Source organism: Rhizobium sp. CF122, from assembly GCF_000282035.1.
GTDB lineage: Bacteria > Pseudomonadota > Alphaproteobacteria > Rhizobiales > Rhizobiaceae > Rhizobium.
Genome location: NZ_AKKA01000073.1, coordinates 47,934 through 70,183, shown reverse-complemented (window position 1 = coordinate 70,183; position 22,250 = coordinate 47,934). Strand labels below are relative to the sequence as shown.

At 61.2% G+C, this 22,250-nt stretch carries 24 protein-coding genes; 12 read left to right on the top strand and 12 right to left on the bottom strand.

All coding sequences use genetic code 11. The annotated features are described in order from the left end of the window. Nucleotides 1-81 precede the first annotated feature (81 nt). Nucleotides 82-783 carry an SDR family NAD(P)-dependent oxidoreductase gene (locus PMI09_RS16445; protein ID WP_007796374.1) on the bottom strand — a complete coding sequence of 234 codons (702 nt, stop codon included), beginning with the start codon at nucleotides 781-783 and terminating at the stop codon, nucleotides 82-84. 72 nt (nucleotides 784-855) lie between these two features. Further along, on the bottom strand, nucleotides 856-1,314 hold the full coding sequence (locus tag PMI09_RS16440) for an Lrp/AsnC family transcriptional regulator (protein WP_007796371.1): 459 nt from the start codon (nucleotides 1,312-1,314) through the stop codon (nucleotides 856-858). 121 nt (nucleotides 1,315-1,435) lie between these two features. Here PMI09_RS16440 and PMI09_RS16435 point away from each other — a divergent pair, with 121 nt between their 5' ends. Then, entirely contained in the window at nucleotides 1,436-2,719 is a 1,284-nt protein-coding gene (locus tag PMI09_RS16435; protein ID WP_007796368.1) for a cystathionine gamma-synthase family protein, read from the top strand. A 13-nt stretch (nucleotides 2,720-2,732) separates the two neighbouring features. On the opposite strand, the gene PMI09_RS16430 is transcribed toward PMI09_RS16435, so the two are convergent. Then, nucleotides 2,733-3,104, bottom strand: a complete 372-nt coding sequence (locus tag PMI09_RS16430; RefSeq protein ID WP_007796366.1) for a hypothetical protein — start codon at nucleotides 3,102-3,104, stop codon at nucleotides 2,733-2,735. A gap of 353 nt (nucleotides 3,105-3,457) precedes the next feature. Then, complete coding sequence (locus tag PMI09_RS16425) at nucleotides 3,458-3,931, bottom strand: VOC family protein (RefSeq protein ID WP_007796364.1); 474 nt, start codon at nucleotides 3,929-3,931, stop codon at nucleotides 3,458-3,460. A 195-nt stretch (nucleotides 3,932-4,126) separates the two neighbouring features. Here PMI09_RS16425 and PMI09_RS16420 point away from each other — a divergent pair, with 195 nt between their 5' ends. From PMI09_RS16420 to PMI09_RS16405, 4 genes are all read left to right on the top strand, one after another. After that, complete coding sequence (locus PMI09_RS16420) at nucleotides 4,127-5,923, top strand: acyl-CoA dehydrogenase C-terminal domain-containing protein (RefSeq protein WP_007796360.1); 1,797 nt, start codon at nucleotides 4,127-4,129, stop codon at nucleotides 5,921-5,923. A 37-nt stretch (nucleotides 5,924-5,960) separates the two neighbouring features. Beyond that, entirely contained in the window at nucleotides 5,961-7,169 is a 1,209-nt protein-coding gene (locus PMI09_RS16415; RefSeq protein WP_007796359.1) for an acetyl-CoA C-acetyltransferase, read from the top strand. 12 nt (nucleotides 7,170-7,181) lie between these two features. Further along, nucleotides 7,182-9,395, top strand: coding sequence for a 3-hydroxyacyl-CoA dehydrogenase NAD-binding domain-containing protein (locus PMI09_RS16410; RefSeq protein WP_007796358.1), 2,214 nt, complete (start codon nucleotides 7,182-7,184; stop codon nucleotides 9,393-9,395). Between the two features lie 118 nt (nucleotides 9,396-9,513). After that, nucleotides 9,514-9,909 (top strand): Rap1a/Tai family immunity protein, encoded by a 396-nt coding sequence (locus PMI09_RS16405; protein WP_007796357.1) that lies wholly within the window; start codon nucleotides 9,514-9,516, stop codon nucleotides 9,907-9,909. Nucleotides 9,910-9,995: 86 nt separating this feature from the next. Here PMI09_RS16405 and PMI09_RS16400 read toward each other — a convergent pair whose 3' ends face one another. The 3 genes from PMI09_RS16400 to PMI09_RS16390 all read right to left on the bottom strand — a co-directional run bounded on the left by PMI09_RS16400 (nucleotide 9,996) and on the right by PMI09_RS16390 (nucleotide 12,174). Beyond that, nucleotides 9,996-10,328, bottom strand: coding sequence for a lysozyme inhibitor LprI family protein (locus PMI09_RS16400; protein ID WP_244423780.1), 333 nt, complete (start codon nucleotides 10,326-10,328; stop codon nucleotides 9,996-9,998). 212 nt (nucleotides 10,329-10,540) lie between these two features. Next, nucleotides 10,541-11,656: a flavin-containing monooxygenase gene (locus tag PMI09_RS16395; RefSeq protein ID WP_007796355.1), complete on the bottom strand. Its 1,116-nt coding sequence runs from the start codon at nucleotides 11,654-11,656 to the stop codon at nucleotides 10,541-10,543. Between the two features lie 44 nt (nucleotides 11,657-11,700). Next, nucleotides 11,701-12,174 (bottom strand): VOC family protein, encoded by a 474-nt coding sequence (locus PMI09_RS16390; protein WP_037083359.1) that lies wholly within the window; start codon nucleotides 12,172-12,174, stop codon nucleotides 11,701-11,703. Nucleotides 12,175-12,377: 203 nt separating this feature from the next. Here PMI09_RS16390 and PMI09_RS32545 point away from each other — a divergent pair, with 203 nt between their 5' ends. After that, entirely contained in the window at nucleotides 12,378-12,512 is a 135-nt protein-coding gene (locus PMI09_RS32545; protein WP_007796350.1) for a hypothetical protein, read from the top strand. A 341-nt stretch (nucleotides 12,513-12,853) separates the two neighbouring features. Here the strand turns inward: PMI09_RS32545 and abc-f are convergent, their stop codons facing one another. Next, on the bottom strand, nucleotides 12,854-14,476 hold the full coding sequence (gene abc-f / locus PMI09_RS16385) for a ribosomal protection-like ABC-F family protein (protein ID WP_037083356.1): 1,623 nt from the start codon (nucleotides 14,474-14,476) through the stop codon (nucleotides 12,854-12,856). Between the two features lie 299 nt (nucleotides 14,477-14,775). Between abc-f and PMI09_RS16380 the strand changes: the two genes are divergently transcribed. After that, nucleotides 14,776-15,408 (top strand): TerC family protein, encoded by a 633-nt coding sequence (locus tag PMI09_RS16380; RefSeq protein WP_007796345.1) that lies wholly within the window; start codon nucleotides 14,776-14,778, stop codon nucleotides 15,406-15,408. Between the two features lie 48 nt (nucleotides 15,409-15,456). On the opposite strand, the gene PMI09_RS16375 is transcribed toward PMI09_RS16380, so the two are convergent. Beyond that, nucleotides 15,457-16,068, bottom strand: coding sequence for a DUF922 domain-containing Zn-dependent protease (locus tag PMI09_RS16375; RefSeq protein WP_007796344.1), 612 nt, complete (start codon nucleotides 16,066-16,068; stop codon nucleotides 15,457-15,459). A gap of 261 nt (nucleotides 16,069-16,329) precedes the next feature. On the opposite strand from PMI09_RS16375, the gene PMI09_RS16370 reads away from it, so the two are divergent. Next, nucleotides 16,330-17,250 carry a sulfite exporter TauE/SafE family protein gene (locus tag PMI09_RS16370; RefSeq protein WP_007796342.1) on the top strand — a complete coding sequence of 307 codons (921 nt, stop codon included), beginning with the start codon at nucleotides 16,330-16,332 and terminating at the stop codon, nucleotides 17,248-17,250. Beyond that, complete coding sequence (locus PMI09_RS16365) at nucleotides 17,250-18,056, top strand: TIGR02186 family protein (protein ID WP_007796338.1); 807 nt, start codon at nucleotides 17,250-17,252, stop codon at nucleotides 18,054-18,056. The genes PMI09_RS16370 and PMI09_RS16365 overlap by 1 nt, the downstream gene beginning before the upstream one ends. Here the strand turns inward: PMI09_RS16365 and PMI09_RS16360 are convergent, their stop codons facing one another. Then, nucleotides 18,057-18,563: a winged helix-turn-helix transcriptional regulator gene (locus tag PMI09_RS16360; protein ID WP_007796335.1), complete on the bottom strand. Its 507-nt coding sequence runs from the start codon at nucleotides 18,561-18,563 to the stop codon at nucleotides 18,057-18,059. A 93-nt stretch (nucleotides 18,564-18,656) separates the two neighbouring features. On the opposite strand from PMI09_RS16360, the gene PMI09_RS16355 reads away from it, so the two are divergent. Beyond that, the gene (locus PMI09_RS16355) at nucleotides 18,657-19,214 is read left to right on the top strand and encodes a dihydrofolate reductase family protein (RefSeq protein ID WP_007796332.1); all 558 of its coding nucleotides are present in this window, start codon (nucleotides 18,657-18,659) and stop codon (nucleotides 19,212-19,214) included. Nucleotides 19,215-19,256: 42 nt separating this feature from the next. Here the strand turns inward: PMI09_RS16355 and PMI09_RS16350 are convergent, their stop codons facing one another. After that, entirely contained in the window at nucleotides 19,257-20,327 is a 1,071-nt protein-coding gene (locus tag PMI09_RS16350; protein WP_007796330.1) for a cyclic nucleotide-gated ion channel, read from the bottom strand. A gap of 179 nt (nucleotides 20,328-20,506) precedes the next feature. On the opposite strand from PMI09_RS16350, the gene PMI09_RS16345 reads away from it, so the two are divergent. Together PMI09_RS16345 and PMI09_RS16340 are read left to right on the top strand one after the other, a co-directional pair. Then, nucleotides 20,507-21,088 (top strand): transglycosylase SLT domain-containing protein, encoded by a 582-nt coding sequence (locus tag PMI09_RS16345; protein ID WP_007796329.1) that lies wholly within the window; start codon nucleotides 20,507-20,509, stop codon nucleotides 21,086-21,088. A 151-nt stretch (nucleotides 21,089-21,239) separates the two neighbouring features. Continuing rightward, nucleotides 21,240-21,473, top strand: coding sequence for a hypothetical protein (locus PMI09_RS16340; RefSeq protein WP_007796327.1), 234 nt, complete (start codon nucleotides 21,240-21,242; stop codon nucleotides 21,471-21,473). 38 nt (nucleotides 21,474-21,511) lie between these two features. On the opposite strand, the gene pdeM is transcribed toward PMI09_RS16340, so the two are convergent. Continuing rightward, complete coding sequence (gene pdeM / locus PMI09_RS16335; protein ID WP_007796324.1) at nucleotides 21,512-22,237, bottom strand: ligase-associated DNA damage response endonuclease PdeM; 726 nt, start codon at nucleotides 22,235-22,237, stop codon at nucleotides 21,512-21,514. Nucleotides 22,238-22,250 lie beyond the last annotated feature (13 nt).

Genomic DNA, 22,250 nt, shown 5'->3' with positions numbered 1-22,250 from the left:
TTTTGAGCCGGTTTCCGTGCTGAAACCGGCCGACATCGCTCCGCGTGCAATCGTAGGCGGCAAAGCCATGTTAGTCCGATATCAGAACGATTCCGTCCATGGCCGCAACTCGATTTCCTGCGACCATGCGCTCCTATGCTGCAGCAGGACATCGATGTAGCTTTGCGCAATGGCATCGGGATCGAGCGTCGCATCCGGCTTGGCCGGGTCTTCCTGACGCATCCTTGAACGGATGGCGCCGTCGATGATGAAGTGGGCGACGTGAATTCCCTTCGGCCCCAGCTCGCGGGCAGCGCTCTGGGCAAGGCCGCGAAGCGCGAACTTGCCCATGGCAAACGCGGCGGACTGGGCATATCCCTTGATGCTCGCCGTCGCCCCGGTAAACAGGATCGCGCCATGCCCATGCGGGATCATGCGCTTTGCAGCCTGCTGGCTGACCAGAAAGCCACCATAGGCGCTGATTGCAATTGCCTGTTCGACAGCGACCGGGTCGAGCTCGGTCAAAGGACCGCGCAGGCGGCCGCTGGCGTTGTAGACGACGACCTCAGGATCGCCAATCGCAGACGCGGCGTCGTCAAAGAGTGCTGCGACGGAAGCCGGCTGCGCGGCATCCGTGGCAAAGGTCCTTGCGCCGGTCTCACCGGCCAGTTCGTTCAGCTTGTCGATGTTGCGCGCTGCCAGCGCGACCTTGACGCCACGCGCCGTCAGTTGGCGCGCAAGCGAGGTACTGAGGCCTGGCCCTGCACCGACGATGAGAGCCGAACTGTAAGGAAACTCAGTCATGCCTGTCGTCCTCCGGATCGATGTCGCCGAAATCCAAACCGCAGAACACGGCATCAAGCTCGCCAGCGGATTTTACACCCGCCGCGCCTTGATCGTATTCATCACGAAGCTGGTCTCGATAGTATCGACGCATTTCAGCCGGGCAATCTTTTCCTTGATGAAACGCTCATAATCCTCGAGCCCCGAACTCATCACCTTCAGCACATAGTCACGCGATCCGGTGACCAGATGGCACTCGAGCACCTCGTCCCATCCGCGAACGGCGCTCTCGAACATCTCAATCTCGTCCTCGTGCTGGCGGCTGAGCCTGACGGAAGCCAGTGCCGTCATCGTCCAGCCGTCGACGGCTGGATCGACGAGCGTCGTGTAACCCTGGATGATCGCCGCGTCCTCCAGCCGGCGTAGGCGACGAAGGCAGGCGGATGCGGAGAGCCCGACACGCTCGGCGAGCTCGTTGTTTGGAAGGCGGGCATCGCCCATCAATTCCCTAAGGATCTTCCGGTCCATGTCGTCAGCAATTTTCTGCGTCACAACTCTTCATTCTCCGCAATAAGTTGCATCAGAGAGCACAGGAGCGCTGCAAATAGCAAGAACAGTCCTCGCGTTCTGATATAATTTGCGAGCATCACGCGCATCTCTTGAGGAGACGACAATGACCGCACCACACCCTTCCAAGACTCATATCGGCAACCACGCCCTGCATCCCGAAACGCAGATGCTGAACTATGGCTACGACCCGGAACTGTCGGAAGGGGCGGTGAAGCCGCCGGTGTTCCTGACATCGACATTCGTCTTCAAATCCGCCGAGGATGGCCGGGATTTCTTCGATTACGTATCCGGCCGCAAGGAGCCACCTGCCGGCAAGGGTGCGGGGCTCGTCTATTCCCGATTCAATCATCCCAACAGCGAAATCGTCGAAGACCGGCTTGCCGTCTATGAGCGTACAGAAAGTTGCGCGCTCTTCTCATCCGGCATGTCGGCCATCGCGACGACGCTGCTTGCCTTCGTGCGCCCGGGCGACGCCATCCTGCATTCCCAGCCACTCTACGGCGGAACCGAGACGCTGCTGGCAAAGACGTTCCTCAACCTCGGCGTCGCGGCTGTCGGCTTCGCCGATGGCGTCAGCGAAACGTCGGTTCAGGCCGCCGCCGAAGACGCCATGGCCAAGGGCCGGGTGTCTGTGATCCTCGTCGAGACGCCTGCCAATCCGACGAACAGCCTCGTCGAGGTCGCGATGATCCGCCGTGTCGCCGACGCGATCGGCAGAAAACAGGGCCACACGCCGATCGTCGCCTGTGATAACACGCTGCTTGGCCCTGTCTTCCAGCGGCCGATCGAACACGGCGCCGATATCTCGCTCTATTCGCTGACCAAATATGTCGGCGGCCATTCGGATCTGATCGCCGGCGCGGCGCTCGGCCCGAAGGCCGTCATGAAGCAGGTCAAGGCGTTGCGCGGCGCCATCGGCACGCAGCTTGATCCGCACTCCTGCTGGATGCTCGGCCGTTCGCTGGAAACGCTGCAGATTCGTATGGAGCGGGCCAACAACAATGCCCGCGTCGTTGCCGACTTCCTGCGCGAGCATCCGAAGGTCGACGGGATTCACTATTTGCCCTATCACGACGTCAGTTCGCCAGTTGGGCGCACCTTCGCGGCGCAGTGCAGCGGTGCGGGATCGACCTTCTCCTTCGACATCAAGGGCGGCCAGCCGGCATCCTTCAAGTTCCTGAACGCCCTGCAGATATTCAAGCTGGCGGTCAGCCTGGGCGGCACGGAATCGCTCGCCAGCCATCCGGCAACGATGACCCATTCCGGCGTGCCGGCCGAGGTCCGCCAACGGATCGGTGTTCTGGAATCAACCATCCGCCTGTCGATCGGCATCGAGCATCCGGACGATCTCGTCGCCGATCTGCAACAGGCGCTGGACGCGGCGTGAATTTAACGGCGGCTTAGGCGGCCGCCGTTTCCCTCACATCGTCGAGCAGGAAATGCGCGACGATGTATTTCGTCGTGTAGTGGCGGCCGCTGTCGGAAATATTGTCGACGCTGCCGCCATCGGCAGGGTGCCAGCGATGGTAGTGCGGACTGGTGGTGATCAGCGTGATCGCCTTGCCGGCCCTCTTGCCGTCGAGCCGGAAGCGCATTTCGGCCAGCGGCCAGATGCGCTCATAGTCATCCATTGAAATGCGGACTTTCAGTGCCTTGCGGCTGACCGCTTCGCTGTGCGTGCCGTCCTCATGCTCCACCGCCGGCAGCTCCAGCGTGACTTCCTCGGCTCCGTCCAGGATGGAATTGAACTCTTCCGGCCACATCCGTCTCATAAAATCGCTCCTCCAAGCTCTTTCCTCGGTCTGCCTGCGAAGTCTAGCGCGTCTTCGTTCGGACGCAACCCGGTTGCGTGGCGAGGAGGCCGGTGGAGGCTCCTTCGGAGCACCTCAGGATGAGGGCGGAGCAGCCGTGGCGCAGGATTGGAGACGGTACGCCCAGAGCAAGGAAGTCGTCGGCGATTTTATTGACGCCGCACTAACGACCGGCCTTAATCCCTCAAAAGGCGCACCAACGACCAGCCCTCATCCTGAAGTGCTCCGCAGGAGCCTCGAAGGACGAGGGCGGGTGATTGCTAGAATGACAGAGCGGTGACCGCGCATTTGCCTTTCAGCTCGCGACCCGCGTCTTACAGATAGGCTTGCTCGAGCTTCGCGATATCGAGTTTCACCATGCCGAGCATGACCTCGGTGACGCGCTTGGCGCGCTCCCGATCCGGATCAGCGATCATCTCGATCAGCGCCCGCGGAACTATCTGCCAGGAAAGGCCCCAGCGGTCCTTCAGCCAGCCGCACTGCTCTTCGACGCCGCCTTTTTTCAGGAAGGCGTTCCATATCCGGTCGATCTCAGCCTGCGTTTCGCATTCGACCGAGATCGAGAAAGCGTGGTTGAAGGCGTCGAGCGGGCCGGCTTCCATCGCGACAAAATCCTGCTTCCCGAGCTTGAAGTCGATGATCTTGACGCTGCCCGGAGGGCCGCTCGGCGTTTCCGCCGGCAGGATGGTGGTGCGCCCCATGGACGAATTGGGAATGGTCGCCACATAGAATTCGACGGCTTGCTGGACGTCCTTCTCGAACCAGAGATTCGAACTGACCTTGAGCATGGATTTGTCCTCCTCGTAGCTGCTCTGACGAAATGTTCGACAGCCCTAGGACGTTCCCCGCCCGCCATTCCCGACACCGTGTCATCACAAATTCGAGGATCTGCGAAATTTGACGTTTACGCAAACGTCAATATTTTGTAAGAGACTCTCAAATGCCGGCCTCGACCGGCGTGCCGAATTGGAGGAATTCGAACAATGCCAGTCTACAAGGCCCCGGTTAACGACACGCTCTTCGTGCTGAACGACGTGCTCGGCCTGGAACGCTACAACAATCTCCCGGGGTTTGCCGATGCGACGCCTGACATGATCGAGGCGATTCTCGGCGAGGCTGCGAAGATTGCCGAAGAAGTGCTCTTCCCGCTGAACTATTCCGGCGACCAGGAAGGCTGCGTCCGCCGCGAAGACGGTTCCGTCTCCGTGCCCAAAGGCTTCAAGGAAGGCTACGACGCCTACTGCCAGGGCGGCTGGACGGGACTTGCGGTCCCCGAGGAATTCGGCGGCCAGGGCCTCCCCTATACGTTGCACGCCGCCGTCGGTGAATATACGTCGGCCGCCAACATGTCGCTGATGATGTATCCGGGGCTGACCCAGGGCGCGATCGCCGCAATTGTCGTCCACGGCTCGGACGAGCAAAAGCAGACCTATCTGCCGAAGATGGTCTCCGGCGAATGGTCCGGCACCATGAACCTTACCGAGCCGCATTGCGGGACCGATCTCGGCCTCCTGCGCACCAAGGCCGTGCCTCAAGGTGACGGCAGCTACAAGATCTCGGGCCAGAAGATCTTCATCTCCGCCGGCGAGCACGACATGACCGGCAACATCGTGCATCTGGTGCTGGCGCGCATCGAAGGCGCGCCTGATGGCACCAAGGGCATTTCGCTGTTCATCGTGCCGAAGCATCTCGTCAAATCGGATGGCACACCGGGCGAGCGCAATCAGGTCTCCTGCGGCGCGATCGAGCACAAGATGGGCATTCATGGCAACGCCACCTGTGTCATGAACTATGACGAGGCGACCGGTTTCCTCATCGGCGCGGAGAACAAGGGCCTCAACGCCATGTTCGTGATGATGAACGAAGCCCGCCTCGGCGTCGGTCTACAGGGTCTGGCGATCGCCGAAATCGCCTATCAGAACGCCGTCAACTATGCCCGCGAGCGCATCCAGGGCCGCTCGCTCTCCGGCCCGAAGGCGCCTGATAAAAAGGCTGACCCGATCATCGTGCATCCCGACATTCGCCGTTCGCTGATGACGATCCGCGCCTTCAACGAGGCAGGCCGCGCGTTCCTGCTCTGGACGGCGCTGAAATCCGACATCGCCCACCGCTCGGCGGACGAGAAGGAGCGCCAGACTGCCGATGACATTCTGGGTCTCGTCACCCCGATCCTCAAGGGCGTCCTGACCGACAAGGGCTTCGACCACGCCGTCATGGCCCAGCAGGTGTTCGGCGGCCACGGCTACATCGAAGAGCACGGCATGAGCCAGTATGTGCGCGATGCCCGCATCGCCATGATCTACGAAGGCGCCAACGGCATCCAAGCGCTCGATCTGGTGGGCCGTAAGCTCGGCTTGAACGGCGGCCGCGCCGTCATGGCGCTCTTCAAGGAGATCGGCGATTTCTGTGAAGAGAACCGCGACGACGAGAAGATGACGTTCTTCACCAAGAACCTGAAGAAGGGGTTGAACGACGTGCAGTCGGCGACCATGTGGTTCATGCAGCACGCCATGGCCAAGCCCGACAATGCCGGCGCAGGCTCGACCGACTACATGCACCTCTTCGGTCTCGTCGTCCTTGGCTATATGTGGGCGAAGATGGCAAAGGCTGCCGAGGATGGCCTTGCAAGCGGCGACGACGCCCGCGAAAGCTACCTTCGCAACAAGCTCGTCACGGCCCGTTTCTTCATGGAGCGGATCATGCCGGAAACGGCGCTGCGCAAGGCCCGCATCGAGACCGGCGCAGAAACGATGATGACCTTGGCCGCCGAGGCTTTTTGAGTTCAACGGCGCCCGACGCCGATAGGGAGATGAGACAATGACCAAGGTTTTCATTTACGACCACGTGCGCACGCCACGCGGCCGCGGCAAAAAGGACGGTTCGCTGCACGAGGTGCCGTCGGTGCGCCTTGCCGCCAAGACGCTGGAAGCGATCCGAGACCGCAATGGACTCGATACAGCAACCGTCGACGACATTATCATGGGCTGCGTCGATCCTGTCATGGAAGCCGGCGCGGTCATCCCGCGCGGGGCGGCCTTCGAGGCCGGCTATTCGACCAAGGCGCCTGGCATGCAGATATCCCGCTTCTGCGCTTCCGGCCTCGACGCCGTGAACTTCGGCGCGGCGAAGATCGCGCAAGGCGCCGATGACATCGTCATTGCAGGCGGCGTCGAAAGCATGTCGCGCGTCGGTCTCGGCATGTCGGGCGGCGCCTGGTTCATGGACCCGTCGGTGAACTTCCCGGCCTACTTCATGCCGCAGGGCGTCTCGGCCGACCTGATTGCCACCAAATACGGCTTCTCGCGCGACGACGTCGACGCCTACGCGGTCGAAAGCCAGAAGCGGGCGGCAAACGCCTGGGAGAAGGGCTACTTCAAGAATTCCGTCATCCCGGTCAAGGACCAGAACGGCCTGACGATCCTTGCCCATGACGAGCACATGCGTCCCGGCACCGACATGCAGGCGCTGGCAAGCCTGAACCCCTCCTTCCAGATGCCCGGCGAGATGGGTGGCTTCGAAGCCGTCGCGATCCAGGCCCATCCGGAGATCGAGCGCCTCAATTACGTCCACCACGCCGGCAACTCCTCTGGCATCGTCGACGGCGCGGCCGCCGTGCTGCTCGGCTCCAAGGCCGGCGGCGAAAGCATGGGCGTGAAGCCCCGTGGCCGCATCAAAGCCTTCGCCAATATCGGCTCCGACCCGGCGCTGATGCTGACCGGCCCGGTCGACGTCACCGAAAAGCTTCTGAAGCGCACGGGCATGACGCTTGCCGACATCGATCTCTTCGAACTCAACGAGGCCTTCGCCGCCGTCGTGCTGCGCTACTGCCAAGCGTTCGAGATCCCGCACGACAAGATCAACGTCAACGGTGGCGCGATCGCCATGGGCCACCCGCTCGGCGCCACCGGCGCGATGATCCTGGGCACGGTGCTGGACGAACTGGAGCGCCGCGACCTGAACACCGCGCTCGTCACGCTCTGCATCGGTGCCGGCATGGGCACCGCGACCATCATCGAACGCGTCTAAGGGAGAGAGACGATGACCTACAAGAATTTCACCGTCGAAACAGACGCAGACGGCATTGCCCTTGTCACCTGGGATATGCCTGGCAAATCCATGAACGTCTTCACCGAGGAGGTGATGGACGAGATGGACGCCATCGTTGATGCGGTCGTCGCCGACAGCGCTGTCAAGGGCGCGGTCATCACCTCCGGCAAATCGAGCTTCTCAGGCGGCGCGGACCTCTCGATGATCAAGTCGATGTTCTCGCTCTACCAGCACGAGAAGGCCGCCAACCCCGATGGCGCCGCGCAGAAACTCTTCGATCTCGTCGGCCGCATGACCGGCCTCTTCCGCAAGATCGAAACCTCGGGCAAGCCGTGGGTCTCGGCGATCAATGGCACCTGCATGGGCGGCGCCTTCGAGATGTCGCTCGCCTGCCATGGCCGCGTCGCCTCCAATGCCAAGTCGGTGAAGATCGCCCTGCCCGAGGTCAAGGTCGGCATCTTCCCGGGCGCTGGCGGTACGCAGCGCGTCTCGCGCCTGGCGGACGCCCAGTCGGCCCTGCAGATGATGACGACAGGCCAGTCGCTGACGGCAGCGCGCGCCAAGGCGATGAACCTCGTCCATCAGGTGGTCGAGCCGGATCAGCTGATCCCGTCCGCGAAACAGATGATCAAGGATGGCTTGAAGCCGGTCGCCCCTTGGGACGAAAAGGGCTTCAAGGCGCCAGGCGGCGGCATCTGGACGCCGGCCGCGGCCCAGCTCTGGCCGGCAGCTCCGGCTATCCTGCGCCGCGAGACATCAGGCAACTATCCGGCAGCACTCGCCATCCTGAAATGCGTCTATGAAGGCCTGCAGGTGCCCTTCGACACCGGTCTTAAGATCGAGCAGCGCTATTTCACCGAGATCCTGCAGACCAACGAAGCCTTCTCGATGATCCGTTCGCTCTTCATCTCCGTGCAGGAGCTCGGCAAAGGGGCCCGCCGCCCCGCCGGCGTTGCAAAGACGGAGCTGAAGAAGGTGGGTGTCGTCGGCGCCGGTTTCATGGGAGCCTCGATCGCCTATGTGACGGCCGCCGCCGGCATCCCCGTCACCCTTATCGACCGCGACATGGAAGCGGCGACCAAGGGCAAGGGCGTCGGTGAAGGCCTGGTGAAGGATGCAATCGGTAAGGGACGCCTTACGCAGGACGAGGGCGCGGCGCTGCTGGCGCGCGTCGTCCCCTCCGCAGACTATGCCGATCTGAAGGATGCCGATCTCGTCATCGAAGCCGTCTTCGAGGATCGCGAGGTCAAGAAGGCCGTAATCGAGGCCGTCGAGGCAGTGCTGCCGGAAGGCGCCATCTTTGCCTCCAACACTTCGACGCTGCCGATCACCGGCCTTGCCAAGAACTCCAAGCGTCCGCTCGATTTCATCGGCGTGCATTTCTTCTCGCCGGTCGAGAAGATGATGCTGACGGAAGTGATCCTCGGCAAGCAGACCGGCGACAAGGCGCTCGCCGTTGCGCTCGATTACGTCGCCGCCATCAAGAAGACGCCTATCGTCGTCAACGACACGCGCGGCTTCTTCGTCAACCGCTGCGTCTTCCGCTACATTCACGAAGCCTACGACATGCTGATCGAGGGCGTCCCGCCCGTCATGATCGAGAATGCCGCCAAAATGGCCGGCATGCCGGTCGGTCCGCTGTCGCTGAACGACGAAGTCGCGATCGATCTCTCGCAGAAGATCCTCAAGGCCACCGCTGCCGATCTCGGCGAGGCCGCCGTCGATCCGAAGCACATGGCACTGATCAACAAGATGGTCGACGAACTCGACCGCCGCGGCCGCAAGAACGGCAAGGGCTTCTACGACTATCCGGCGAAACCGGCCAAGAAGTCGCTTTGGCCGGAGCTGAGGACTTTCTACCCGCAGAAGAAGGCAGAAGAGGTCGATGTCGACGTGTTGAAGCAGCGTTTCCTCGTCACCATCGCGCTGGAAGCAGCGCGCACCATCGAGGAAGGCATCGTCACCGATCCGCGCGAAGCCGACGTCGGCTCCATCCTCGGTTTCGGCTTCGCCCCCTACACCGGTGGCGTGCTCTCCTACATCGACGGCATGGGCGTGAAGGCCTTCGTGGAACTTTGCGAGAAACTTGCGGCAACTTACGGCGCACACTTCAAGCCGACGGCGCTGCTGAAGGACATGGCCGCCAAGGGCGAAACCTTCTACGGTCGCTTCGACCCTTATGCGAAGGAGAAGGAGGCGGCGTGAGCTGCCTCTCCCTGTGCGATCGCTATTTTTGATTGCAGCGCCACAGAACGACACGCCAGGCTAATTTTCGACACGATCCCAGCCAAAGCTCCCTTCGCCAAACGACGACGGAGGCGCAATGTCTGGTATCCTGACCGCGATCATACTTGCAACGGTTTCGGCGAAAGTGCCGTCTGGCTTTTCCAATGGCGATCTTCTTCTCTCTGATTGCAGAGGCTCGCGCCAGTTCGTCGCGGGCTACGTCAGCGGTTGGATGGACAAGTGGAACAGGGACGATTACTTGGCCCGCCGTAACTTCGTGGATGCCGTTCCCACATCGAAAGCGATGGTGAACTCCGCATATTTTGCCAACTCCATCGGTGCGAATTTCTGTATTCCGGTCGGGACCACGGCCGCAGCCATAAGCGACATGCTGTACACATTCCTTGAGGAGAACCCGGGTGTCCGCGATGCCGCGAGCGACGACCTGATGATGACGCTGGTCGAAGGCAAGTACCGCTGCCCTTTGCCATAGGCGCGCTTAGGACGCCGGCAAACGCCAATCGTTCCGCCCGATCATGCGCCAATGCTTCAGCCGTAGGGGTGATAGAAGCGGTTAAGTCAGTCCGCAGCCGGAACCGGGCAACTCATGTCGCCTTCCTCGCATTTTAGATAGGCCTTCAGCTCTTTGGTGCGCGATTGGGTCAGCCCATCCAGGCACGTCGAATAGACCATCGGATAGACGCTGCCTCCTGCCACGCGGGAACTGGAAAACGTGCACTCGGCGTCTCGGAAGGCGACCCAGCTTCGCTGTGCCGAGACCAGTAGTTTGATGGTATCTGGATTTTTCAGACGCTGTTCGTCCTGCTTGTAGACCGAGTTGAGTTCGGCATCGAATTCTCTCAGCGACTGATCCGCGCATTCATTCATCGTCGCCTGGTCCTGGGTGTTCACGCAATCGTCGGCACGAGCGAGTGACGCTGGGCTAGCTATAGCTAGAAGTAATCCGATCAACAGTAGTCGATACGCCATCGCAATTTCCTTTTTCCGGAGAGGGCTGCCAATCAGGCACTTGCTCGAAGCATCACGAAGTTCAAGGGGCCGTGGGCGGTCTCGCCAGTTCCAGTCGGATTGCGACAGGACCTAAACTGTTGCACGGTCGCAAATCACTCTTTGGCGATAGACGCAGCGATCTTCTCCGCCTCGAGCCCGATTTCCCGGAGCAGGCCGGTCGGTACGGCGGTGAAGCCGCAAAAGTAGAGGCCGTCATTTGCCGGTTGAAGCTCGCCGCGGGCGGGGCCGTCGGCGCCGCCAAATCTCCCTTCGAAATCGGGCAGAAGCGCATCGAGCCCCGCCCGGTAGCCGGTCGCCAGGACGATCGCGTCGAACATGCCGGATCGGCCGTCCGCGAAATGCACACGCCGCTCCTCGGATTTCGTCACTGCGGGGAACACCTTGATATCCCCCGACCGGATGCGCTCGATCGTTCCGATGTTGATCAGAGGTGTGCGGCCCCTTTCGACGATGCCGGTCAGTGGTCCCCGTTTTGCCCTTTCCAGTCCGAATTTCCCGAGGTCGCCGAACCGCAGGCGCAGGATCGGCGCATTCACCGCATCGACCAGGCGATAGGGAAGGAACCGCTGGGCTATGGCGATGCTGGCGCTCGTCAGTCCGAACAGTTCAAGCGGCACGACATTGATCGGGCCGCGAACGGACATCCCGACATCAAGGCCGGCCTCGGCGCATTCAAGGGCGATCTCGCCGGCCGAATTGCCGAAGCCGACGACGAGGACGCGCTCAGCCGCAAGCGCCGCGGCATTCCTGAACTCCGAGGAATGGAGAAGCTTGCCCGCAAACAGCTCCTGTCCTTCCCAGGTCGGCCTTATCGGCGCGTTTGCGAGGCCGGTCGCGACAATGACGTTGCTCGCCTGGAATGTCCCCTCGGAACTCTCCACGGTCCACGCCTTGTCCTTGCGGATCGTCGTCGCGCGCACGCCAAACCGGACCTCGATGTCGTTCGAAGAGCTATAGGTTTCGAGATACTCGATAACCTGCAGCCGCGACGGATACTTTGGGAACCGCCGCGGCATCGGCATTCCCGGCAGGGCCGAGTGCATCTTGTGGGTATGCAGCCGAAGGCGATCATAGTGGCGGTGCCAGGCGGCGGCGAGCGTATCGCCCTTCTCAAGCACGACAAACGAGCGTCCACGCGCATGCAGCGCCACGGCGCAAGCCAATCCTGCCGGTCCGGCGCCGATGATGATCGTCTCTGCATCCGTCATAGTGGTCTCGAAGCAGCCAGAAGTCTACGTAACTACACAGTGGATTAGCCGCGCCGGGCCGCCTCAATCGCCGCGACGTCGATCTTCCTCATGGTCATCATCGCATCGAAAGCGCGCTTTGCTTGCTCCCCGCCTGCCGCAAGCGCTTCCATCAGCACCCGCGGCGTGATCTGCCAGGACACACCCCATCGGTCTTTGCACCAGCCACACTCACTCTCCTGGCCGCCATTGCTGACAATAGCGTTCCAGTAGCGGTCGGTTTCTTCCTGATCGTCAGTTGCGATCTGAAATGAGAAGGCTTCGTTGTGTTTGAACGTGGAACCGCCGTTCAAGCCGATACAAGGAATACCCGCGACAGTGAATTCAACAACCAACACGTCTCCTTGCTTACCGTCCGGATAGTCCCCAGGTGCACGAATGACGGCACCCACGGCGCTGTCGGGAAAGGTTTCAGCGTAGAAGCGGGCAGCAGCCTCAGCGTCTTTGTCGTACCACAGGCAGATCGTGTTCTTTGCCATTGCGCGGGTCCTTTTGCTCTTCATTTCCCATCTCCTCCCTGAAGTAAGGAGCAAACCGTCTTTCTCCACCCCATGTAAGCCATTTCACGCGGAGCCAACTGCCGAGCATAGAAAAGCCCTATCCGCAAAAAACGTTAAAGCAGCGCATCACCCCTAGCGTCGTTGGCGCGAGAATACATGGCGGCAAGCCCGCGTGGAAACGCATGGCAAGCGGCCTGTTCCTGAAGAGACTTCTTGCCCTGCCGGTGGCCGAGGTGCTTGCCGTTGTCGAAGCCATGAACTGGGAGGACGGAGGGCTTGTCGGCGATGAGGAAAAGGCGTGGCCGGCGGCTGCGTGATGACCCGGCTTGCGGCTAGCGAATGCGGTTTCTGGAAGGATTGCCACATCCCCGCCTGCCGTCGCGCCCGGGCATGCCGCGGCAGACTGACGGCGGCGCAGATGCAGCCCGAGGCGCGCTATCACCGCTATTTCCCACCTTGCACGCGGGCCGACGAGGACGGAACGACGCCTTCCGGAGGCGGCACGGCGCCAGCCGGAACTCAGGCCACGGCTCAGCGCCTTTCCTGGCCTGCTGGCCGCACCGAAATGCTGACGTTGAAGGTGGCCGCCCCGGCGAACCCGAGCACCCCGGGGCGAGGGGCTAGCAGGGGCCGGCCACCGGCATTCGTTGTGGTGTCGTCAGCTGCGCAGGCCGGGCGCTTCCTGGCCGGTGCGGGCAACGTATTCGGTGTAGCCACCGCCATATTGGTGGATACCGTCGGGCTTCAGTTCCAGCACGCGGTTGGAAAGGGCTGCGAGGAAATGCCGGTCGTGCGAGACGAACAGCATGGTGCCCTCGTATTGCGACAGCGCCTTGATCAGCATTTCCTTGGTGTCGAGATCCAGATGGTTCGTCGGCTCGTCCAGCACCAGCAGGTTCGGTGGATCGAAGAGCATCTTGGCCATCACGAGCCGGGCTTTCTCGCCACCCGACAAAACCCTGCACTTCTTCTCGACGTCGTCACCGGAGAAACCGAAGCATCCCGCGAGCGCTCTCAGCGGTGCCTGCCCAGCTTGGGGGAAAGAATCCTCCAGCCATTCCAGCACCGTTCGATCTCCGTCGAGCAGATCCATGGCGTGCTGGGCAAAGTAGCCCATCTTGACGCTGGCGCCGAGGGCGACGCTGCCCTGATCCGGTTCGGTGGAACCCGCCACCAGCTTCAAAAGAGTCGACTTGCCGGCGCCGTTGATGCCCATGATGCACCAACGCTCCTTGCGGCGGACCATGAAGTCCAGGCCTTCATAGATGGTACGGCTGCCGTACTTCTTGTGGACGTTCTTCAGGTTGATCACGTCTTCGCCGGACCGTGGTGCCGGCAGGAAGTCAAAGGCGACTGTCTGGCGGCGCTTCGGCGGCTCGACACGGTCGATCTTCTCCAGCTTCTTGACGCGGCTCTGCACCTGCGATGCATGCGAGGCGCGCGCCTTGAAACGCTCGATGAACTTGATTTCCTTGGCCAGCATTGCCTGCTGGCGCTCGAACTGCGCCTGCTGCTGTTTCTCGTTCTGCGCCCGCTGCTGCTCGTAGAAGCCGTAATCACCGGAGTAGCTGTTCAACGAGCCGGCGTCGATCTCGATGATCTTGCCGACGATGCGGTTCATGAACTCGCGATCGTGCGAGGTCATCAAAAGCGCACCGTCGTAGGTCTTCAGGAATTCTTCCAGCCAGATCAGGCTCTCGAGGTCCAGGTGGTTGCTCGGTTCGTCGAGCAGCATGACGTCAGGGCGCATGAGGAGAATGCGGGCGAGCGCCACGCGCATTTTCCAGCCGCCCGACAGCGCGCCGACGTCGCCGTCCATCATCTCCTGGGTGAAGCTGAGACCAGCCAGCACTTCGCGCGCACGGCCCTCGAGCGCATAGCCGTCCAACTCCTCGTAGCGCGCCTGGACTTCGCCATAACGCTCGATGATCCGGTCCATCTCGTCGAGCTTGTCCGGATCGATCATTTCCGCTTCGAGCGCGCGCAGTTCAGCCGCGACGACACTGACGGGCCCGGCGCCTTCCATGACCTCGGCCACGGCGCTGCGGCCAGCCATCTCGCCGACATCCTGATTGAAATAGCCGATCGTCACGCCCTTTTCGGCGGAGACCTGGCCTTCGTCAGGCTGTTCCTGCCCGGTGATCATACGAAAGAGCGTCGTCTTGCCGGCACCGTTCGGGCCGACGAGACCGATCTTCTCGCCTTTGTTGAGGGCTGCTGAGGCCTCGATAAAGAGGATCCGGTGACTGTTCTGCTTGCTGATATTCTCGATACGAATCATGTCTGCGTGGAGTCCGAAAGCGTTGCTGTGCCCCTCCGTCATGCGTGCTGGGGCCTTTTGCGGCTCTCGCTAGCACGTTCAGAACGTCATGGCCAATCCCGGGCCATACAAAGAGTTCGATGCATCCGGAAAGCGCCCTAACAACGATGCATGAAGGGTGCTCAATCGACGGGGCGGAACATCAACGGGCCTGAGAACTTTTCCACAATGTCCCTCAGCCTCTTGATAAGGAGATCCACGATCATTTATGCGTTAGCGGCGCGCCGGCAGGCGTTTCGTATGTCAGGGATTGTCACATCATGGAAATTTTCACATCTGCCGGCTTGCTGGCGCTTCTGCAGGTCATCCTCATCGACCTCGTGCTTGCCGGCGACAACGCCGTTGTCATCGGCCTCGCCGCGGCGGGGCTGCCGACTGACCAGCGCAAGAAGGCGATCCTCGTCGGTATTCTTGCCGCCACTGTACTGCGTATCGCGCTTGCCAGCGTCACCGTCCAGCTTCTCGAGATCATCGGCCTGCTGCTTGCCGGTGGTATTCTCCTGCTCTGGGTCTGCTGGAAGATGTGGCGCGACCTGCGCAACGGCAGCGGCAGTGACGCGGAAGGAGCCGAAGGCGGCGCGGCGCCAAAGAAGACCTTCTACCAGGCGGCCAGCCAGATCGTGATCGCCGACGTGTCTATGTCGCTCGACAACGTCCTCGCCGTCGCCGGAGCGGCCCGCGAGCATCCGACGGTCCTTGTGATCGGCCTGATCCTGTCGATCGCCATGATGGGCATCGCGGCGAACTTCATCGCGCGCCTGCTCAACCGCTACCACTGGATCGCGTACCTCGGTCTGGCCATCATCGTCTACGTGGCGCTGAGCATGATCTATCGCGGCTCCCTCGAGGTCTGGCCGCATCTTGCCCCGGTCGCCCGCGCCGCTTTGGGCTAAGCCATCCATGACAGGCATGCCGGGCCATCCGGTATGCAACGCCCCAACTCAGGGGCCGTTCACGAGTTGCAAGATGAGGCGGCGGATATTGCCGCCCTCGCTCATCTCGGCCTTGTCGAAGTCGCGGCCGCGCTGTCGCTGCAGCGCGGAGAGTTCACCGAGCCGCTTCGTCAGCTCGACCCGGATCTTGCGGCAGTCGGGGTCATCGTCGGCGGACAGCCCTACGCTCATCGCCTCGATATCCCTGACCATTTCCTTGATGTAGTCCCCATGCACCCGCTCATGCGTTTCGATGCCGGCAACGAAGGTGGCCCAGCTTGCCTGAGTGGCCATAGGAAGTTTTGTGGTGGGCTTCGGCAGCGTATAGGTGATGATCAGCTTCGGCCGCGCCACAGCCAGGACGCAGGCATCGCCACGGCGCTCGTATTTTCTCGTCCAGGTCAGCTTGAACGTCGTATGCGCCACCGCGCGACTGCCGCCAAGCTCGGGAGCGTGCTCGCCGATCGAATCGTAGAGCGCTGCGCCGGAGCTGCCAGTCACCGCATAGGTCTGCACCTGTTCAACCGGCTGCCATTCCGCCTTTGCCGCAATCGGCTGCAGGACCCAAGCAGCCAACAAGCAACGAACCAATCCTGCCTTCACGCGAATCCCCCAGATCATGCCGTGTCGACCCTAGTCGGCGGGTGCGTCGCATTCAACCGCGACGGCTCGAGCATAACGATGGATCCTGTGAGGCTCGCCCTCTAAAGGTCTGCCATAAAACCCAAAAAAAGCCTGAATATTCGAGAGTGATCACGCTATCGGACGGATTGCACGTCGCGTATCGAAATCCTCTGGCAACGATTTCACCGTATGATGCGCCATTCGAACGGGATGTAAGAACGCCTGCCTGTGGGGGCAGTTCATAGATCGGGGTCTGCTGTGACAATCTATCTGCCTATCGCAGAATTGTCGGTGAACATCTTCATCATTCTCGGTATGGGGGCGGCCGTCGGCTTTCTCTCCGGAATGTTCGGTGTCGGCGGCGGCTTCCTGATCACGCCGCTCCTGATCTTCTATAACATTCCGCCGGTCGTAGCCGTCGCCACCGGCGCCAACCAGGTCGTCGCCTCCTCCATCTCGGGCGCCATCACACACTTCCGGCGTGGAACGCTCGATGTGAAGCTTGGAACCGTGCTACTCGTTGGCGGCCTCTCCGGCGCGACCGTCGGCATCTGGATCTTTTCGCTGCTCAGACAGATCGGCCAGCTCGATCTCATCATCTCGCTGCTCTACGTCATCTTCCTCGGCACGGTCGGCGGGCTCATGCTGCTCGAGAGCGTCAATGCCATGCGTCGCGCGGCAAAGAACGTGCCACCAACGCCGCGACGCCCCGGCCATCACCATTGGGTGCACAAGCTGCCCCTCAAGATGCGGTTCAAGAAATCGAAGATCTTTCTGAGCGTGATCCCTGTCGTCACGCTCGGCTTCGGCATCGGCATCCTGACGTCGGTCATGGGCGTCGGCGGCGGCTTCATCATGGTGCCGGCGATGATCTATCTCCTGCGCATCCCGACCAATGTGGTCGTCGGTACGTCGCTGTTCCAGATCATTTTCGTGACCGCCTATACGACGGTCGTGCAGGCCGCCACCAACTTCTCGGTCGATATCGTGCTCGCCTTTATCCTGATGATTGCCGGCGTGATCGGCGCCCAGTATGGCGTGCGCGTTGGACAGAAGCTGCGTGGCGAGCAGCTGCGTGCGCTGCTCGGGCTTCTCGTACTCGCCGTCGGCCTTCGCCTTGCCGTTGCGCTGGTCGTAACGCCAGCGGATGTCTACTCCGTGGTCATGGGAGCGAATTGATGCACCGCTTCCTCGCCGCTCTGCTATTTTGCGCCACGACGCTGCCTGCTATCGCGACCGCGCAAATGCTGCTCCCGGGCCAAGCCACGCAGGCGACCGCCGAAGGGCTTGAAATCGGCACGTCCACCAGCGAAATCGCCATCACTTCGGATTTTCGCGGCGCAGACCTGACGATCTTTGGAGCCGTGACCAACACCGACAGCCTGCTTTTGGCGATCGGCCAGTATGATGTGGTCGTCGTTCTTGAGGGCCCGCGCGAAGACGCGACCGTGCGCCGGAAGGAGCGGGTGTTCGGCATCTGGGTCAATACGCGGTCGATGACCTTCGAAGCGGTGCCGCACTCCTATTCGATGTCGAGCTCGCGCATGCTTGACGACATCACCACGCCGCTTGACCTCACGGACAGGGGGATCGGCATCGATCACATTCCGCTGACGCCGGTCGGCTTCGTCGGCAATGCCAGCAATCTCGGCGAATTCCGGCAAGCCTTTCGCCGGCTGCAGGAAAGCGGCGGCCTCTACGATCGCGATCCAAGCGGCGTGCGTTTCGTCAGCTCCAGCCTTTTCAAGGCAAGCCTGCGGTTGCCGGCAAATATTCCGAACGGCGTGCATACCGTGCGCGCCTATCTCTTCAAGAGTGGCAGCTTCCTCACCGAGAAGTCGGTTCCGCTGCGCGTAATCAAGACAGGGATCGAGCAGATGATTACGGACGCGGCGCATGCGCAGCCGATCGCCTATGGCCTGCTCTCCGTCTTCCTCGCGCTCATCACAGGCTGGGGTGCCAGCGTGGTGTTTCGCAAGGATTGATCAGGCCGATTTCGCCTTTCGGGCGACAAGATCGAGATAGGCTTGGGTCAGGCGTGCGAGTACGGACGGCGTTTCCGGAGGCAACTTCTTGCCGAGATGTTTGGCGCGCAACTCGTCCATGAATTCCTCCCAGAGCTTTTCACCTCCGGTCTCCAGAAGCTCGGCGCGAATGGAGAGCTCCTCCGAAACCGGAAGATATCTGCGGCCCCAGGCCCCCATATGGGCGAAGATCGGCACCAGCTGGATCGCCATTTCAGTCAGACTGTAGATTGCCTTTTGCTTGTGCGTCGGATCGTCCGCACGCGTCAGCAATCCCCTGTCGACCAAGCGGCGCAGGCGGTCGGCCAGAATGTTCGAGGCAATCCGCTCCTCCGAATTCTGCAGCAGCTCGCGGAAGTGGCGCCGACTGCCGAACATGATGTCGCGGATGACGATCAGGCTCCAGCGATCGCCGAGCACCTCCAGCGTCAGATTGATCGGGCAGCCGGAGCGGTGAGCATCGTCCATAAGGTTCTCCCAAAAAACTGCTTGCATTTTGCCATCAGTCAATCTAGCTTTCAACCGATTGTTAATCGCAACCAGTTTTGAGGAGGACGAGAGATGAGAAAGCTTATCGTTTGGAATCTGATGACGCTTGATGGCTATTTCGAAGGCACGAAACCGTGGGATATCGACTTCCACAATCTTGCCTGGGGTCCGGAGCTGGAGCGCTATGCCGAGCAGTTTGGCGAGGAAGGCGACCTGCTCGTCTTCGGCCGCAAGACATATGAAGGTATGGCCGCCTATTGGCCGACAGCCGAGAGCGAGGAGAAAATCAAGGCATACATGAACGGCATCGCCAAGATTGCCGTATCGAGGACGATGACGGCGGCCGACTGGAACAACACGCGCGTCGTCAGCGACCCTGTCGCAGAACTGAAGAAGCTGAAGAGTGAAGCGGGCAAGACAATCTTCATCTTCGGCAGTGCCAAGCTCGCGGATTCGCTCCTGAAGGAGGGGCTGGTGGATGAGATCCGCATCTGCCTTGTCCCCGTTATCCTCGGCGGCGGCAATCCGCATTTCAAGCCGGCCAGCCAGCAGCTTCCACTGAAACTGCTCGATAGCACGACGACCAAGAGGGGCGCGGTGATCCTGCGCTATGAACCGGTCAGGGCGTGACCGTCGATGGCTGCGGCAATTCCGCAGCCATACCAGGCTTGATCATTCCTTCGGCAGCTCGCCTCGTCGCTCGAGTGCCGTCTTGCGGATGGTCTCGGCAATTTCCGGACTGCTGCTCGACAGCATCTGAAAGTCCACGGCATAGAGCGACAGCAGCGACACTTCGGTTGCAGCGCTGACCGTCGCTGAGCGCGGTTCGCCACTGATCAATGCCATCTCGCCGAAAAAGCTTCCGGCACCAAGTTCCACCGGATGGTCGGGTGTCGCCACGCTTACCCGCCCCTCGACGATGAAGAACATCTGATCGCCAACATCGCCCTTGCGGCAGATCACTGCACCCGCGGGCACGATACGCGGCCGCAGCGCCCGCACGATTTCGATCAGCGCTGCCGAACCAAGCTTCTTAAACAGGGGTACCGCCGCGACCAGCTGCCAGTTGCGAACGAAGTCCTGGCGACGGACCTCTTCGTAGAAACCAGTGGCGAGGATGCCGGCCCAAAGCGCAAAAATACCGATGCCGCTCATCATCACCAATCCAGCCAATATCCGGCCTGCCAGGCTTTGCGGGATCTCGTCGCCATAGCCGGTCGTCGACAGCGTCACGACCGCCCACCACATCGCCTGCGGAATGCTGCCGAACCTATCCGGCTGGACATCGCGCTCGATGACATATCCGGCCAGCGCCGCGCCGAAGAGAACGATGCCGAAGACCGACGTCACGCCAAGCAGATTGCGGGATTCGTTTGCAACCACCTTTGCCATTAGCCTGAAGAAGGTCGAATCCCGCAGCGGCTTGAGAAGCCAGATGGCGCAATACAGGCTTCGATCGCGCGAGGCGACGAATAGGAAGGCCGCCATGGGGACGAAAACAGCAAGCAGGTCGATCACGAGGGCGGCGTTCCCACCCGATACGCGACTGCGACGCCGCGCAAAAAGCGTGCCGCTCAGTTGCAGGACATAGACGACCCAGATTGCAGCGAGCGCGGCTTCGACCCCGAGCCTGCTCTCTGCAGCGAGATCGGGCGTCGTGAGCACGGCCACCGCCAGAAGCCCAATCGCAGTCAGCAGCGCATTGAACGACGAAGAGATCTTCGAGAAAGGCAGTGCCGACATTCAATACCCCACGAACCGCTGGCACTCTTAGAATAAATGCCCTGCGGCCAAGCGCAACGGGGAGCGCTCGCCCCGCGGAAAAGACACGACACGCGCTGGCACGCAACTCACATTCGACTAAAAACCCCTCGTTAATATTTACGAGTTAGTAATCTCTCGGTAACGAGAGGTTCCCTGTAATGCGTATCCGTGCCCTCCCCGCCCTCGTGCTGCTGGCACTTGTAGCCGGCTGCGCCACGGCCCCCCGACAGACCCGAAACATCTGCGCCGTCTTCGAGCAGCGCGACGGGATGTTCACGAGCTGGCAGCGCGCAGCAGAAAAGACGGAGCGTAAATATGGTGTTCCGGTTCCGATCCTGATGGCGACGATGTATACCGAATCCGGCTTCCAGCCATATGCGCGACCGCCGCGCACCAAGCTGTTCGGCTTCATTCCATGGACACGGCCATCGACGGCCTACGGCTATTCGCAAGCACTTGACGGCACATGGGACCACTATCAATCGGCTACAGGAAGTTGGGCTGCCCGCCGCACCAACTTCGCCGACGCGATTGACTTCATCGGCTGGTATCACTCGCAAAACAGCCAGGTGACCGGCATCCCTCAGAACGATGCCTACGGTCTGTACCTCGCCTATTATTCCGGCCCGAAAGGCTACATGCGCGGCGACTGGCGCTCGAATGCGCAACTGCAGAAGACGGCGCAACGCTTTGCCAACATGGCGGCCACGTATCAGCGGCAATTGCAGGAGTGCAATTGATCGCTTCGAAGGAAACGAAGAAACCTAGTAAAAACGATATACAACGCCAAGGAGCGAAACAAAATTGGGGTGATCGGCATACAGCGGCAGTATTGTTTGACAATACATTCGCCGCCATGGGATTCTTTCCGAAATAGAATCGGGAGAATTAATGGCGGCGGAGCGCTACATATACGATTACAGCTCGCATCGGGCCGTCATGTATGAGGTTGGCGAATATCTTTATCCGCTCTCCGGCAACAAGGCAGAGCACTGGATCTCCGGCGACTATATTTTCTGCATGAAAACCCAGGCCATTTCGTTCTGGATCCTGGGAAAAGATGTCTATGGCCATGTCGGCCAAGGCGAACTGACGCGCCAGCCCCTCTACTATTTCGGTGACTAAAGCGACGATGGTTGGAGCGACCCGTGCCGCCTAGGGGCTCACCCCACGAGGTTGCCAAACCTGACGGAGTAGATCCGGTCGCGGCCGAGAAGGTGGGCAATCAGCGAGGTCTGATCGAACAGCCCTTTCATCGCCTTGTGGCGAAGGTCGAGGCCGCCGGTCATGATGCCGAAGGCGGGCATCAGCAAGCGGGCACCGTCGGTGGCGAAACACGGGCGGCGGACCGATTTCTCGCGGCGGCGGACGGTCGCGGCGGGATGCAGGTGTCCGGCGATCTCGCCGTTCTGAAGCCCGCTTTTCGGCTCGTGGCGGAAGGTGAGGCCGCCGTAATGCATTTCATCGGCGGACGTGCCCGGCAAATCGACGGTGCCGTCGGGATCATGGTTGCCGTTGATCCAAATCCATTCGCGGCCGCGCGCCATTTTTGATATCAGGCTGCGGAACGCCTGGGGCAGATGCGCCGAGCCGACGCGGTCGTGGAAATTGTCGCCGAGCGACACAACCAGCTTCGGATCGTAGCGGCTGATGACGGCAGAGAGAACCGTCAGCGTCGCCAGCGTGTCATAGGGCGGAAGCAGCATCCCGCGACGGGCAAAGGCCGCGCCCTTCTCGAGGTGCAGGTCGGAAACGACGAGGATGCCAGCATCGGGCATATAGAGCGCGCCGAGCGGATCACAAACGGCAGCAACGCCATGCACGGATGTCTCGACGCCCGGTAGCGCTGCCAGTCCGTTCAGTTCGCACGCGAGCGCCAGGCGGTTCATCACGTCTCGTATC

Excerpts from the sequence above, each read along its gene's own strand:
- PMI09_RS16395 (WP_007796355.1), bottom strand. The coding sequence starts at position 11,656 with ATGACGGATGCAGAGACGATCATCATCGGCGCCGGACCGGCAGGATTG.
- PMI09_RS16425 (WP_007796364.1), bottom strand. The coding sequence starts at position 3,931 with ATGCTCAAGGTCAGTTCGAATCTCTGGTTCGAGAAGGACGTCCAGCAA.
- PMI09_RS16405 (WP_007796357.1), top strand. The coding sequence starts at position 9,514 with ATGTCTGGTATCCTGACCGCGATCATACTTGCAACGGTTTCGGCGAAA.
- PMI09_RS16415 (WP_007796359.1), top strand. The coding sequence starts at position 5,961 with ATGACCAAGGTTTTCATTTACGACCACGTGCGCACGCCACGCGGCCGC.
- PMI09_RS16365 (WP_007796338.1), top strand. The coding sequence starts at position 17,250 with ATGCACCGCTTCCTCGCCGCTCTGCTATTTTGCGCCACGACGCTGCCT.
- PMI09_RS16410 (WP_007796358.1), top strand. The coding sequence starts at position 7,182 with ATGACCTACAAGAATTTCACCGTCGAAACAGACGCAGACGGCATTGCC.
- PMI09_RS16430 (WP_007796366.1), bottom strand. The coding sequence starts at position 3,104 with ATGAGACGGATGTGGCCGGAAGAGTTCAATTCCATCCTGGACGGAGCC.
- abc-f (WP_037083356.1), bottom strand. The coding sequence starts at position 14,476 with ATGATTCGTATCGAGAATATCAGCAAGCAGAACAGTCACCGGATCCTC.
- PMI09_RS16375 (WP_007796344.1), bottom strand. The coding sequence starts at position 16,068 with ATGATCTGGGGGATTCGCGTGAAGGCAGGATTGGTTCGTTGCTTGTTG.
- PMI09_RS16445 (WP_007796374.1), bottom strand. The coding sequence starts at position 783 with ATGACTGAGTTTCCTTACAGTTCGGCTCTCATCGTCGGTGCAGGGCCA.
- PMI09_RS16435 (WP_007796368.1), top strand. The coding sequence starts at position 1,436 with ATGACCGCACCACACCCTTCCAAGACTCATATCGGCAACCACGCCCTG.
- PMI09_RS16350 (WP_007796330.1), bottom strand. The coding sequence starts at position 20,327 with ATGTCGGCACTGCCTTTCTCGAAGATCTCTTCGTCGTTCAATGCGCTG.
- PMI09_RS16345 (WP_007796329.1), top strand. The coding sequence starts at position 20,507 with ATGCGTATCCGTGCCCTCCCCGCCCTCGTGCTGCTGGCACTTGTAGCC.
- PMI09_RS16380 (WP_007796345.1), top strand. The coding sequence starts at position 14,776 with ATGGAAATTTTCACATCTGCCGGCTTGCTGGCGCTTCTGCAGGTCATC.
- PMI09_RS32545 (WP_007796350.1), top strand. The coding sequence starts at position 12,378 with ATGGCAAGCGGCCTGTTCCTGAAGAGACTTCTTGCCCTGCCGGTGGCC.
- PMI09_RS16390 (WP_037083359.1), bottom strand. The coding sequence starts at position 12,174 with ATGGCAAAGAACACGATCTGCCTGTGGTACGACAAAGACGCTGAGGCT.
- PMI09_RS16340 (WP_007796327.1), top strand. The coding sequence starts at position 21,240 with ATGGCGGCGGAGCGCTACATATACGATTACAGCTCGCATCGGGCCGTC.
- PMI09_RS16355 (WP_007796332.1), top strand. The coding sequence starts at position 18,657 with ATGAGAAAGCTTATCGTTTGGAATCTGATGACGCTTGATGGCTATTTC.
- PMI09_RS16420 (WP_007796360.1), top strand. The coding sequence starts at position 4,127 with ATGCCAGTCTACAAGGCCCCGGTTAACGACACGCTCTTCGTGCTGAAC.
- pdeM (WP_007796324.1), bottom strand. The coding sequence starts at position 22,237 with ATGAACCGCCTGGCGCTCGCGTGCGAACTGAACGGACTGGCAGCGCTA.
- PMI09_RS16360 (WP_007796335.1), bottom strand. The coding sequence starts at position 18,563 with ATGGACGATGCTCACCGCTCCGGCTGCCCGATCAATCTGACGCTGGAG.